This window comes from Pseudomonas sp. NPDC085632 (assembly GCF_044541255.1).
Classification (GTDB): Bacteria; Pseudomonadota; Gammaproteobacteria; order Pseudomonadales; family Pseudomonadaceae; genus Aquipseudomonas.
The window spans coordinates 1-12,526 of the sequence record NZ_JBITSX010000079.1 but is presented as its reverse complement, the minus strand read 5'-3'; the positions used below and the strand labels follow the sequence as shown (position 1 = coordinate 12,526).

Annotated in this window: 13 protein-coding genes and 3 pseudogenes; 6 read left to right on the top strand and 10 right to left on the bottom strand. The window is 60.4% G+C overall.

Annotated elements, in window-relative coordinates; genetic code table 11:
• Window positions 1–100 (top strand): annotated as a pseudogene (locus ACIF4X_RS28325) (hypothetical protein); the annotation flags it as partial.
• A pseudogene (locus ACIF4X_RS28320) lies at window positions 90–299 on the top strand (hypothetical protein); the annotation flags it as partial. The pseudogenes ACIF4X_RS28325 and ACIF4X_RS28320, both read left to right, overlap by 11 nt.
• 143 nt (window positions 300–442) lie before the next feature.
• Here the strand turns inward: ACIF4X_RS28320 and ACIF4X_RS28315 are convergent.
• The 6 genes from ACIF4X_RS28315 to ACIF4X_RS28290 are packed head-to-tail and all read right to left on the bottom strand — an operon-like array spanning window position 443 to window position 5,043.
• Complete coding sequence (locus ACIF4X_RS28315; protein ID WP_397484592.1) at window positions 443–1,141, bottom strand: HAD family hydrolase; 699 nt, start codon at window positions 1,139–1,141, stop codon at window positions 443–445.
• On the bottom strand, window positions 1,138–2,037 hold the full coding sequence (xerC, locus tag ACIF4X_RS28310; protein WP_397484591.1) for a tyrosine recombinase XerC: 900 nt from the start codon (window positions 2,035–2,037) through the stop codon (window positions 1,138–1,140). The genes ACIF4X_RS28315 and xerC overlap by 4 nt, the downstream gene beginning before the upstream one ends.
• 2 nt (window positions 2,038–2,039) lie before the next feature.
• The gene (locus tag ACIF4X_RS28305; protein ID WP_397484590.1) at window positions 2,040–2,765 is read right to left on the bottom strand and encodes a DUF484 family protein; all 726 of its coding nucleotides are present in this window, start codon (window positions 2,763–2,765) and stop codon (window positions 2,040–2,042) included.
• A 13-nt stretch (window positions 2,766–2,778) separates the two neighbouring features.
• A complete protein-coding gene (gene dapF, locus ACIF4X_RS28300) occupies window positions 2,779–3,609 on the bottom strand; it encodes a diaminopimelate epimerase (protein ID WP_008084573.1) in 831 nt (276 codons plus the stop codon).
• 3 nt (window positions 3,610–3,612) lie between these two features.
• Window positions 3,613–4,860, bottom strand: coding sequence for a diaminopimelate decarboxylase (gene lysA / locus ACIF4X_RS28295; RefSeq protein WP_397484589.1), 1,248 nt, complete (start codon window positions 4,858–4,860; stop codon window positions 3,613–3,615).
• A gap of 9 nt (window positions 4,861–4,869) precedes the next feature.
• On the bottom strand, window positions 4,870–5,043 hold the full coding sequence (locus ACIF4X_RS28290; protein WP_007911098.1) for a lipoprotein: 174 nt from the start codon (window positions 5,041–5,043) through the stop codon (window positions 4,870–4,872).
• 317 nt (window positions 5,044–5,360) lie between these two features.
• Here ACIF4X_RS28290 and cyaY point away from each other — a divergent pair, with 317 nt between their 5' ends.
• The 3 genes from cyaY (at window position 5,361) to rnk (ending at window position 6,470) form a co-directional block, all read left to right on the top strand.
• A complete protein-coding gene (gene cyaY / locus ACIF4X_RS28285; protein WP_397484588.1) occupies window positions 5,361–5,693 on the top strand; it encodes an iron donor protein CyaY in 333 nt (110 codons plus the stop codon).
• A 4-nt stretch (window positions 5,694–5,697) separates the two neighbouring features.
• Window positions 5,698–5,922 carry a DUF1289 domain-containing protein gene (locus tag ACIF4X_RS28280; protein ID WP_397484587.1) on the top strand — a complete coding sequence of 75 codons (225 nt, stop codon included), beginning with the start codon at window positions 5,698–5,700 and terminating at the stop codon, window positions 5,920–5,922.
• A 128-nt stretch (window positions 5,923–6,050) separates the two neighbouring features.
• Window positions 6,051–6,470 (top strand): nucleoside diphosphate kinase regulator, encoded by a 420-nt coding sequence (gene rnk, locus ACIF4X_RS28275; protein ID WP_397484586.1) that lies wholly within the window; start codon window positions 6,051–6,053, stop codon window positions 6,468–6,470.
• A 6-nt stretch (window positions 6,471–6,476) separates the two neighbouring features.
• Here the strand turns inward: rnk and ACIF4X_RS28270 are convergent, their stop codons facing one another.
• The 3 genes from ACIF4X_RS28270 to ACIF4X_RS28260 form a co-directional block, all read right to left on the bottom strand.
• Window positions 6,477–9,320: a class I adenylate cyclase gene (locus tag ACIF4X_RS28270; RefSeq protein ID WP_397484585.1), complete on the bottom strand. Its 2,844-nt coding sequence runs from the start codon at window positions 9,318–9,320 to the stop codon at window positions 6,477–6,479.
• Between the two features lie 182 nt (window positions 9,321–9,502).
• A complete protein-coding gene (locus ACIF4X_RS28265) occupies window positions 9,503–9,748 on the bottom strand; it encodes a TIGR02647 family protein (RefSeq protein ID WP_008084565.1) in 246 nt (81 codons plus the stop codon).
• A gap of 260 nt (window positions 9,749–10,008) precedes the next feature.
• Window positions 10,009–10,293 carry a hypothetical protein gene (locus ACIF4X_RS28260; protein WP_025113253.1) on the bottom strand — a complete coding sequence of 95 codons (285 nt, stop codon included), beginning with the start codon at window positions 10,291–10,293 and terminating at the stop codon, window positions 10,009–10,011.
• Window positions 10,294–10,416: 123 nt separating this feature from the next.
• Here ACIF4X_RS28260 and ACIF4X_RS28255 point away from each other — a divergent pair, with 123 nt between their 5' ends.
• Window positions 10,417–11,076 carry a glutathione S-transferase family protein gene (locus tag ACIF4X_RS28255; protein ID WP_397484584.1) on the top strand — a complete coding sequence of 220 codons (660 nt, stop codon included), beginning with the start codon at window positions 10,417–10,419 and terminating at the stop codon, window positions 11,074–11,076.
• A 119-nt stretch (window positions 11,077–11,195) separates the two neighbouring features.
• Here ACIF4X_RS28255 and argH read toward each other — a convergent pair.
• Window positions 11,196–12,526, bottom strand: a pseudogene (gene argH / locus ACIF4X_RS28250) (argininosuccinate lyase); the annotation flags it as partial.

The window sequence follows — 12,526 nt, the reverse complement described above, 5'->3', positions numbered from 1 at the left end:
AGACTTCGAATTCCGCCTGCGCGCCAAAGACATCGAACTCAAAAGCATGAACGACTTCGCCTCGGCTTACGGCAAGTTCGACTTCAACGCCGGCCCCGGCTGCCAAAGGCAAAGCCAAGGCTGCGGTGTCGGTAGACGAGTTGCCGAGCATTGAAGCCAAGAACAAGGAACGCGACGCCCTGGCCAAGGCCATGGAAGAGTTCCTGTCGCGCGGCGGAAAAGTGCAGGAAGTGGAGGCCAATGTGGTCGCCGATCCGCCCAAGAAGCCGGACAACAAGTACGGTAGCCGCCCTATCTGAGGCGTGCCGCTTGCTTGCTGAAAAAGCCCGCCGTCGCTGCGGGCTTTTTCATGGGTGATGAAAAGATCAAAAGATCGCAGCCTTCGGCAGCTCCTACATTGGAATGCGTTTCCCTGTAGGAGCTGCCGAAGGCTGCGATCTTTTCAGCGGTTCCAGCGTGCGAGCACGGCTGGCAAATCGCTCAGGCTACGGATTTCGGCATCCGGCAAGCGATCCGTTTCCCAGGCTTTACCCGCCGGGTTAAACCAGACTGCCCGTAACCCCGCCTGCTGCGCTCCGGCAATGTCATCACCCGGATGATCACCGATATGCACGGCGGTTTCGGCGGTGGCGCCACCGCGCTGCAAGGCCTCGTGAAACAGTCGCGCATCCGGTTTGGCGATGCCGATATCTTCCGCGCACAGCGCAAACTTGAAGTAATCCGCCAACCCCAGCCGACGCACATCGGCATTGCCATTGGTGACCACGCCAAGCGAGTAATGATTGGCAAGAATCTCCAGCACCGGCTCGACTTCAGGAAAAACTTCGATCTGATGCCGCGCATGCAGAAATACTTCAAAACCCTTGTCTGCCAGGTCGGTGGCTTCGCCATGGGCGTATCCAGCGTCTTCCATCGCATGAAACAACACCCGCCGACGCAGCGCGCTGATTCTATGCTTGAGCCCCGGCTCACTGGCCAACACCCGCTCGCGAATCGCCCACAAATGCTCCACCGGCACGGCGCCCAGATTCGGCGCATGTTCGCTCAGCCATTCGCGCAATACCGCTTCGGCGCTGACGATGACCGGGGCGGTGTCCCAGAGGGTGTCGTCGAGGTCGAAGGTGATCAACTGGATGCTCATGAATCATCGCCTTTCATGCGTTTGGCCCGTGGGTGGGCACTGTCGTAGACCGCCGCCAGGTGCTGGAAGTCCAGGTGGGTGTAGATCTGCGTGGTCTTGATGTCGGAGTGGCCGAGCAATTCCTGCACCGCGCGCAGGTCTTGCGAGGATTCCAGCAGGTGGCTGGCGAAGGAGTGCCGCAGCATGTGCGGGTGCAGGTTCTGCCCCAGTTCACGCTCGCCGGCGAGTTTGACCCGCACCTGGATCGCTCGCGGGCCAAGGCGTCGGCCTTGCTGGCTGACGAACACGGCGTCGTCCGCCGGATTGGTCATCGCGCGCAACGGCAGCCATTGTTCGAGCGCTTCGCGGGCCTTTTTGCCCACCGGCAGCAGGCGGGTTTTACTGCCCTTGCCGAGGACTTGAACCATGCCGTCGGCGAGGTCGAGTTGATCGAGGTTGAGCCCGGTCAGTTCAGAAAGGCGCAGGCCTGAAGAGTAGAAAAGCTCCAGAATCGCCTGATCGCGCCGCGCAAGAAAATCATCCTCGACCGCACCTTCAAGCAGTTGCAGCGCACGGTCGGTGTCGAGGGTTTTCGGCAGGCGCCGTTCGCCTTTGGGCGGTGCCAGACCGGTCGCCGGATCATGGTCGCAAAGTCCTTCGCGATTCAGATAGTGATAGAGCCCGCGCACCGCCGAAAGCAATCGGGCGAGGCTGCGCGAGGACTGACCTTGCGCATGCAGACGAGCGATCAGGCTGCGCAGGCGCTGAATGTCCAGCGCAGACCAACTGCCGATGTTCTGTTTGATGCACCAGCCAAGGACTTTATCGAGGTCGCGGCGGTAGGCCGACAGCGTGTGCGGCGACACCTGTCGCTCACTGCGCAGATGTTCGCAGTAAGCGTCCAGTTGTCGTTCCATGCTCAGCGTACCGAGCGCAGGGAGCTGTTGACCCGTGGCAGCACGCGGCCCATGACTTCGGCGATGTAGCTCAAGAACAGCGTACCGACCGAACTCTTGTAGTGCTGCGGATCACGGCTGGCGATCGCCAGAATGCCGTGGATGCCTTGATGGCTGACCGCGACGACGGCAGTGGAGCCGATCTGCTTGCGCTGTTCTTCACCGAACAAGAAATCCAGTTCGTGCTCACGCAGGCTGCCGCTGACGCTTTTGCCTTCAGTGAGCAGGCCGCCGATGGCGACTTGGGCGTCGGCGTGGCTGACCCAGCGACCGACCGGTGCCGGGTTGTCACCGAGCAGGATCAGGCTGACAAAGGGCACCTGGAAATCCTGGCGCAGACTGTCCTCGACGCTGATGACGACGTCTTCCAGGCTGGTGGCGTCCATCAGGGAGAGGATCAAACGGCGGGTCTTGTCGAACAGGCGATCATTATCACGGGCAACGTCCATCAACTGCGAGAGGCGATGACGCATCTCGATGTTGCGGTCGCGCAGGATGGTCATCTGTCGTTCGACCAGCGACACGGTGTCACCGCGTCGATGGGGAATACGCATCGCCGGCAGCAGTTCTTCGTGCTCGACGAAGAAGTCCGGATGAGCCTCGAGGTATGCGGCAACCGCAGCCGCCTCCAGGCTCTCGGACGCTGATTCGTCGGACTGTCGGGCGGGTACCTGAGGCTTATCGGTCATGGTTTCTGCTCACTCAAAGACGTACTTGTCCTTCGTATACACGCACTGCCGGACCGGTCATCAGTACCGGTTGGCCAGGGCCAGCCCATTCAATGGACAGACGCCCGCCGGGCAGGTCGATCAATAGCGGCGAGTCCATCCACCCCTGGCTGATCGCAGCGACAGCCGCTGCACACGCGCCGGTGCCGCAGGCCTGGGTTTCCCCGGCGCCACGTTCCCACACGCGCAATTGCGCGCGGTTGCGGTCGATGACCTGGAGAAAACCGACATTGACCCGTGCCGGGAAGCGCGGATGGTGTTCGATTTTCGGGCCCAGTTCATGCACCGGTGCACTGTTGATGTCCTGCACGCGCAATACCGCGTGCGGGTTGCCCATCGACACGGCGGCCAGTTCGACCGTGGTGCCGTCGACCTCCAACTGATAGCTGATGGCTTGCGCCGGCGCTTCGAACGGAATGTCCGCCGGCACCAGGCGCGGGGCGCCCATGTTCACGCCGATCTGGCCATCGTTACGCACGTCCAGTTCGATGATGCCGCCCTTGGTCTCGACGCGAATCTGCCGTTTGGCGGTCAGACGCTTGTCGAGCACGAAGCGCGCAAAGCAGCGCGCACCATTGCCGCACTGCTCGACTTCCGAGCCATCGGAATTGAAGATCCGATAGCGGAAATCCACGTCCGGGTTGCTTGGCGCCTCGACGATCAGCAATTGGTCGAAACCAATGCCAGTGTGGCGGTCGCCCCATTGCTTGGCGTGCTTTGGCTGAATATGCGCGTGCTGGCTGACCAGGTCGAGAACCATGAAGTCATTGCCCAAGCCGTGCATTTTAGTAAAACGCAGCAGCATGGGTTACTCCGGCAGCAGGCTTTCGCCGGCAAACAGCTCAGCCACGGTTTCGCGGCGACGCACTTCAAAAACCAGGTCACCGTCTACCAACACTTCGGCCGCACGACCGCGAGTGTTGTAGTTGGAGCTCATGACAAAACCGTAGGCACCGGCCGAATGCACGGCCAGCAGATCGCCTTCGGCCAGGGCCAGTTCGCGATCCTTGGCGAGGAAATCGCCGGTTTCGCAGATCGGGCCGACGATGTCGTATTTGCGCGCAGCGGTGTCACGCGGTTTGACCGCGGTAACGTCCATCCACGCCTGATATAGCGCCGGGCGGATCAGGTCGTTCATCGCCGCGTCGACGATGGCGAAATCCTTGTGTTCGGTGTGCTTGAGGTATTCGACCTGAGTCAGCAGCACGCCGGCGTTGGCGACGATGAAACGGCCCGGCTCGAACACCAGCGCCAGATCACGACCGTTCAGACGTTCGCGCACGGCTTTGATGTAGTCGGCAGCCAATGGCGGCTCTTCATCGCGATAACGCACACCCAGACCACCACCGAGATCGATGTGGCGCAGGTGAATGCCGCAATCACCGAGGCGATCGACCAGATCCAGCAGACGATCAAGCGCGTCAAGAAATGGCGGCAGCGTGGTCAGTTGCGAACCGATGTGGCAATCAACGCCAACCACTTCAAGGTTCGGCAGATGCGCGGCGCGCACGTACACGTCTTCGGCGTCGGCGATGGCAATGCCGAACTTGTTCTCTTTGAGACCGGTGGAAATGTACGGGTGGGTGCCGGCATCGACGTCCGGGTTCACCCGCAGCGAAACCGGGGCGCGAACGCCCAGCTCGGCGGCGACCACTTGCAGACGCTCGAGCTCGTCGGTGGATTCGACGTTGAAGCAGTGCACGCCGACTTCCAGCGCGCGACGCATGTCATCACGGGTCTTGCCGACACCGGAGAAGACGATCTTGTCAGGGCTGCCGCCAGCGGCGAGCACGCGTTCCAGCTCGCCACGGGAAACGATGTCAAAACCGGCACCGAGACGGGCCAGGACATTCAGCACGCCGAGGTTGGAGTTGGCTTTGACCGCAAAGCAAACCAGGTGCGGCATGCCGGCCAAGGCATCGGCAAAAGCCAGATACTGAGCCTCGATGTGCGCACGCGAGTAGACATAAGTAGGCGTGCCGAAGCGATCGGCGATGGCGGACAGCGCCACACCTTCCGCGAACAGCTCCCCGCCACGGTAGTTAAAAGCGTCCATGGCGATCCCTTATTGGTAAACGTCGTGCTTGTGTGCTTTGGACGGCTGCTTCTGCGAAGACTGGGCTTGCTCGGCCGGGTCCTGATCGTCATCCGGCAGGTACAGCGGGCCTTTTTGACCACAGGCCGAAACGAGGCAGGCAACCGCGACGAGCGCAGCAAGGGAAGAGATCAGGCGCTTCATGGCGAAATCCTTGAAAATGCGTTAATTGCGCCGGAGTATACCGGCCACCCGGCAGCTTGCCTATGCGAGGGGGTTCCCGTCCGGCGGGCTTGTTCGCCAGCATGTAGAACCCTGTGGGAGCGGGGTTGCCTGCGATTACGGTGGTTCAATCGAGATCAATGTTGAATTTGCCGGCCTCATCGCGGGCAAGCCCGCTCCCACAGGGACCAGGTTTGTTACGTCGATCGGTGCTTGGTCGTTAATCTTTGCAATCGGCCGGAAGCGTCCGTATCTTTCGGCGCTTGAGCCTGATCAGAACATTTTTTGAGGTTGCCGCAATGAGTTTGTCCGAAGCCCGTTTCCACGATCTGGTCGATGAAACCCAGGAAAAACTGGAAGACATCTTTGATGAAAGCGACCTGGATATCGACCTGGAGAGCTCGGCAGGTGTCTTGACCGTCAAGTTCGAAAACGGCTCGCAGCTGATCTTCAGCCGCCAGGAGCCGCTGCGTCAGCTGTGGCTGGCGGCGGTGTCCGGTGGCTTCCACTTCGACTACGACGAAGAAAGCGAGCGCTGGATGTGCGACAAGAGCGAAGAGCAACTGGGCGAAATGCTTGAGCGCATCGTCCAGCAGCAGGCCGGCGCCGAATTCGATTTCGAAGGTCTGTGATTTCGTGACTGATACTGCTCCTGTTCGTCCGCCGAAGCCGCTTTACAGCAATGTCAGCACGGCAGTGCCTTCGCCGTGCAGCGGTGTGTGCCGGCTGGATGAGCAGAAGGTTTGCCTGGGCTGTTTGCGCCATGTCGAGGACATTCGCGAATGGCGTTCGGCAGACGATCAGCGCCGACGGGTCATCTGCGCCCAGGCGTCACAACGCAAACAGTGCGGCGGGGCGTGACTTGTATATTTTTTGAGCTGTGATAGTGTCCGAACACGCCTCAACCCATCGAGGCCTGGTGAAAACCCCGTCTTTTTTGGCGGGGTTTTGCTTTTTTTGTGTGCAGAAGAAAGGAGTCTGCCCGGATCATGACCGCACCTTCCATCACCCTTACCCGTCTGGACGTGCAACGTCTGGAGCGCCTGATCGACAGCCTGAACGATAAAGACCAGGCTGCACCGGGCGTGATTGCGCTGCAAACCGAGCTGGACCGCGCCGACACCGTGGTCGGCCACGATGAAGTGCCCGCCGATGTCGTGACGATGAATTCCCGCGTGCATTGCCGTGAAGAAGGCAGTGGCAAGGACTACCACTTGACGCTGGTCTATCCCAAGGATGCCAATGCCGACGAAGGCAAGATTTCCATTCTGGCTCCGGTCGGCAGTGCGCTGCTGGGCCTGAAAGTCGGTCAGCACATCGACTGGCCGGCACCGGGTGGCAAAACCCTCAAGCTGACCTTGCTCGAAGTCGAATCGCAGCCGGCCAACGGTGGTACGTTCCCCGAGTAACCCGCCTCAGACCTGTTCGAGTGCCTCGTTCAGAGCGCGCTCCAGGTCAGCCTTGTAGCGCAGATACAGATTGCTTGAACTTTGCCCGTCACCGAGCAGGCCTGAAAGGTCGAGGTCGGTGATGTAGCAGCGATAGCGTTCGCTCTCGCGGCGCTGCTCGACAATCTCTCGGGCGACCACGCTGAACAGCTGGTCGCCATGTTCCAGCTCGCTGAATTCCCGTTGATTGCAATACAGGGTGACCTGCACTTCGCCCGGTGCGGCTTTGCCGACAATTGCCTGCACGTCGTAAAAAGGTTTGTTCACCGGCGTCTGCGGTGCCGGTCGCGATTCGACCCGACGTGCGCGCCCCGGACCCGAAGGCAATAACTGGTAATACAAAGTTTCGAGGCGGCTATCGGGACCGGCTTCCATCGGTAGCACGGCCTCACGGCGGAACAGGATTGATTGCAGGAATCGCTGCAACGGCACCAGCAAACTCTGCTCATCGTGATAAGGCAAATGTTGCTGCCACAGTGCGTTGAACTCATCCAGCACGTACAGCTGTGCCTGCTGTTCAGTGATCCGATAGAACACCTGAATGCACTCCGGCTGGCCCATCGGCAGGATCAGCGCGAGGTCATGTTCCTCCAGCGCCATCGGGTCCAGATGCAGCGGGCTGTAGCGCGGCTGCTCTTCACCGAGGTAATCGAGCAGGGCCGGCAGGGTGGCGAGGGCGACATGGTTGACCTGGCCCGGCACCAACTCCAGCACGTGATAGTGCTGCTGCACCTGAATCAGGTAGCGGTGATTCAACTCGCTGAGCAACAGGTTCTGCGCGGTGTCGACGATTTCTTCGACGCGACGGGCAATGAATTGCGCGCGGTTGTGGCAGAAACAACGCACCTTCAACGACGGCTGCAAGGGTCCGCGCGGCAAGTTGTTGAGGTAATCACGCAGGCAATCGAGCAGGGCGTGCGGGCCGTCGAAGCGGTTGACCAGTACTTCGTTCCAGCTGTTGAGCGTGACCTGATCCAGCGTCAGCACGAGATTTTCGCGCACCCCGGCGTAGCTCAGCGAGTCGGTGCGCTCGGTGGTCATCAGGATGTTGAGGTCGCGGTGATGTTTGAGCGGATCAATGCCGACGTTGACCAGCATCAGCACTTCGCTCGGCACGGCGGCGCGCAGCAGCGGCTCTTCGGCCACGGTGGGCAAGGGCAGGGCGATGCACTGTTGCAGGCTGCCGAGCAGGTTGAACAGCTCGAACTCGCTCAGGTCGCTGGTGCCGGGATGCAACGCGAGGCGGGTGCTGCTGTCGATCACGCCGTTGCGGTGACACCAGGTCAGCAGTTCGAGCAATTCGCGGCTGCGCTTGATCGGCGCGAAGTGTTCCCATTCCAGTGCGGTGAGGCTGCCGTTATACAGGCCCCACTGGGTTTGCCCCGGTTCCTTTTTATTGCGCGACTGCACCAGGGTCAGAGTGTCTTCGGCCAGATCCGGGGCGATGCCGGGGTTGATGAACTCGACCTTGTCGGCCTTGCGTTCGAAGGCGGCATAGAGCCGGCGGCCGAGCACATTGAGATCACGTTTGTTGATCAGGCTGACAGTCTGCTCGGTTCGGGCGAATTGGGTGAGGAAGCGATAGCTGTAGTTCAGCTCATTGACCAGCGCGCGGCGTTCGGCGCTGACCTGGCGGACTTTCCATTGGCTGCGGCTGTCGAGCAGGGTCAATTGCCGCTGATCCCAATGCCATTCACTGGCCAGTCTTTCCAGCAATGAACGCTGCCAGCTCTGGGTGCGGCTGTTACCGGTGAGCTTGCGGTTGACCTTCAAGTACAGCGCGCGGCGCACCAGTTCCAGGCGCTCCGGTTCGTTGCGCGCGGTGAGGTATTCTTCGATGCGCCGGTACACGACCATGTACGGGTCCAGCTCATCCAGATCAAGCTGATTGGCGAACACGGCTTTTTTGAAGCGCAGGCTCAGGCACTGCACCTGCGGGTGTTCGCTGGCGTAGACCTCGGTCAGCAGCAGTTTGAGCACCGATTTGTACGGTGACTCGATGCCCTTGAACAACTGCCACAATCCCGCGCCGATGAACTCGCCGGGCGGAATTCTCGCCAGATGGCCAAGGTCGAGGGTTTCGTCGGCGCGGATAAAGCGTTTGGACAGCAGGGTATGGGTGTAAAGGTCGTAAGCGGTTTCTTCGTAAACCGGCACCAGCCACCAGATGGGTGTGCGCCCTGCCAGCCAGATCGCGGTGCGGTAGAACTCGTCCAGCAGCAGATAGTGCTGAGTGGTGCCGCAGTTTTCCGAGCTGAGTTGGGTGTCGCGTTCGCCTTTGACGAAGCGCACCGGGTCGATCAGAAAGAAATGCGCCTCGGCGCCCTGGCTCGCGGCCCAGGTTTCAAGCAACTGGCATTTCTTGCTCAATTCGGCGAGCTCGCTTTCGCTCATGTCCGGCGCGTGGCAAACCCACACGTCCATGTCACTCTGATCGGCCTGCGCCAACGTGCCGAGACTGCCCATCAGGAACAGGCCGTGAATCGGTCGGGGCGGGTTGCTGCCGTGGCGCGGCTTGTAGGAGAACGAACGGGTCAGGCGTTGCGCTTCGGCGAGGGTGTTGGCGTCAGGCTCGTAATTCGACAGTCCGGCCGGCGTACTGCCCGAGACATAGCCCGGCAGCAGCGGATGGTTGACGTGGAAGAACAGCGGCAACAGCGTCAACACGCTCTGTTGACGTGTCGACAAACCTTCGAGGGCGCGGCCGAGGCGGCCTTCATTGAGTTTGAGAAAACGCGCGCGCAGCTGGCTGAGAACCTTGCGGTCGATGCCTTCGTCCAGGTCGGGGCGGATTTCGTGGGTGCGCGTCATGTCAGCTCAAACCGGCTCGCAGGCTCGGACGTAGAGGGTCTCGGAATGTCAGGCAGTTTAGCCTTAGCGCAGCGGGACTTTTAGCTGAATTTGTTTTTTGACGTCAGATTTCTATCGCGGGCGACCGGGCGGGCCCGCGGAAATCCCGTGGCAGGAGTTCCCGTGGGCAAAGTCGGGAAGGATCAGGCGGTTTCTTGCTCTCTCAGAATGGTCAGCACGGTTTGCACATTTTGCGCTGCGTCGCGACCGAGGCTGGTCAGATACCCGCCATCGGGCTGATCGGTCAGGTCTTTTTCAAAGAGGCGTTTGGCGGCAGAAATATGTTTCGGGGCAGCGGTCTGATGAATTTTCAAACCTTCCTGGGAACTGTCCAGGGGAAAGAGTGCAAGGACTTCCAGTTCGGCAACCAACTCAGGGGTAAGCGACATAAGGACTCCGGACTTTCTAGGAATTGGACGACAGCGTCCCTAAGGTGAACCCGCTTTTGCGGCATGTCCAGTGCTCAGATCAGGGATTTTGTCTTGAGGCGGATTCCAGTGTAGTTGGGGCTCAGGCGCAGGGCAGATAGATGGGTGACAAATTGTGTGGGAGCGAGCTTGCTCGCGAAAGCGGTGTGTCATTCACCCAATAAGTTGACTGATAAAACGCCTTCGCGAGCAAGCTCACTCCCACAGGGGGGAATGTGTTGTTACTGCTTTTCGGGTGGCAACTCAGGTAGAGCGCGCAGCGCGGCTTCGTACCATTGAGTATCAAATGCGCGGTCTTCATCGAGCATCGCGTCAATTTCGTAGGCCAGCACGTGCGCCATCAGATTGAGGATCTCTTCACGCTCGACACCCACCAGTGTCAGCTTGTTGAAGGTCGCTTTGGCCGCTGGCGGGTTGTCGCTTTCGATCTGGTTCTCGATGGCTTCGATCAAGGTAGCCTCGGTGAACTCTTCTTCGTCGTTGTCGATGTCTGTCGGCTCGCTCATGGCAGGCTCCTTAAGGAAAGGCGCCAGTTTACCTGCATTCAGGTGGGTAATGCTGCTGGCGGGATTCGCCCCGGCGATCTATAAACAGGCACTGCCCACCCCGCACGGCCTGGAGGCTATGTGATGCTCAAGCTCTACGGATTCTCAGTCAGCAACTACTACAACATGGTCAAACTGGCGCTGCTGGAAAAAGGCCTGCCGTTCGAAGAAGTCACGTTCTACCCGACGCCGACCCCGGAATCACTGGCCATCAGCCCGCGCGGTAAAGTGCCGGTGCTGGGTGTAGACGCGGGGTTCATCAACGAAACGGCGATCATCCTCGAATACCTCGAACAGACCCAGAAAGGCACGCCGCTGCTGCCGAGCGATCCGTTCGAGCGCGCGCAGGTGTTGGCGATTGCCAAGGAAATCGAGCTGTACATCGAATTGCCGGGCCGCGCCTGTTACGGCGAAGCGTTCTTCGGCATGACCTTGCCGGACGCGATCAAGGAAAAGACCAAGAGCGAACTATTGTTGGGTTTTGCGGCGTTGGGTCGACATGGCAAATTCGCCCCCTACGTGGCGGGCGACAGTCTGAGCATTGCCGATTTGTATTTCCTCTACAGCGTGCCGCTGGCCTGTGCGGTCGGGCAGAAGCTGTTCGGGATTGATTTGCTGGCGGAGATGCCGCAGGCGAAGGCGCTGTTGGAGCGGCTTGAGCAGAATCCGCATGTGCAGAAGATTGCAGCAGACAAAGAAGCTGCGATGCCGGCGTTTTTGGCGATGATCGCTGCCAAGAAGTGATTTTTGTGGCGTTCTGAAGTCAGTCATCGCTGGCAAGCCAGCTCCCACAGGTCTTTGGGTCGAACCAAAATTGTGGTCCAGCAAAGAACCCTGTGGGAGCTGGCTTGCCAGCGATGCTTTTAGCGGCTGGCGATCAGCGCTTGACCGCGCACCACAGCAGCCTTGACCTGCGCCGGCGCAGTCCCGCCGATATGGTCACGGGCATTCACCGAGCCTTCCAGGGTCAGCACGGCAAACACATCCTGCTCGATCTGATCGCTGAACTGACGCAGTTCTTCCAGGCTCATCTCGGCCAGATCCTTGCCAGTGTCCACGCCGTATTTCACCGCGTGACCAACGATTTCGTGGCAATCACGGAACGGCAGACCACGGCGCACCAGATAATCCGCCAGGTCGGTCGCGGTGGAGAAGCCGCGCAGCGCCGCTTCACGCATGATCGCGTGCTTCGGTTTGATCGCCGGGATCATGTCGGCAAAGGCCCGCAGCGAATCGCGCAGGGTATCGGCGGCATCGAACAGCGGCTCTTTGTCTTCCTGGTTGTCCTTGTTGTAGGCCAGCGGCTGGCCCTTCATCAGGGTCAGCAGGCCCATCAGTGCGCCGAACACACGGCCGGTCTTGCCGCGCACCAACTCGGGCACGTCGGGGTTTTTCTTTTGCGGCATGATCGAGCTGCCGGTGCAGAAACGGTCCGGCAGATCAATGAACTGGAACTGCGCGCTGGTCCACAGCACCAGCTCTTCGGAGAAGCGCGACAAGTGCATCATCGCGATGCTTGCGGCCGAGCAGAATTCGATGGCGAAGTCGCGATCGGAAACGTTGTCCAGCGAGTTGCCGCCCACCGCGTCGAAGCCCAGCAGTTGCGCGGTGTATTCGCGGTCGATCGGGTAGGTGGTGCCGGCCAGCGCGGCGCTGCCCAGTGGCATGCGGTTGGTGCGCTTGCGGCAGTCGACCAGACGCTCGTAGTCGCGGCTGAGCATCTCGAACCAGGCCAGCATGTGGTGCCCGAACGTTACTGGCTGCGCGGTCTGCAGATGGGTGAAGCCCGGCATGATGCTCGCGGCTTCACGCTCGGCTTGCTCCAGCAGGCCTTTTTGCAGGCGGGTGATTTCGGCGAGGATCAGGTCGATTTCGTCTCGCAGCCACAGGCGGATGTCGGTGGCGACCTGGTCGTTACGGCTACGCCCGGTGTGGAGCTTCTTGCCGGTGACGCCGATGCGATCGGTCAGGCGTGCTTCAATATTCATGTGCACGTCTTCGAGGTCGATGCGCCAGTCGAACTGGCCGGCCTCGATTTCGCCCTGAATGGTCTTCAGGCCATCGATGATGCTGTCGCGCTCGGCATCGGTCAGCACGCCGACCTTGGCCAGCATGGTGGCGTGGGCGATCGAGCCATGATGTCGTGGCGATACAGGCGCTGGTCGAAAGTGACGGAGGCGGTGAAGCGGGCGAC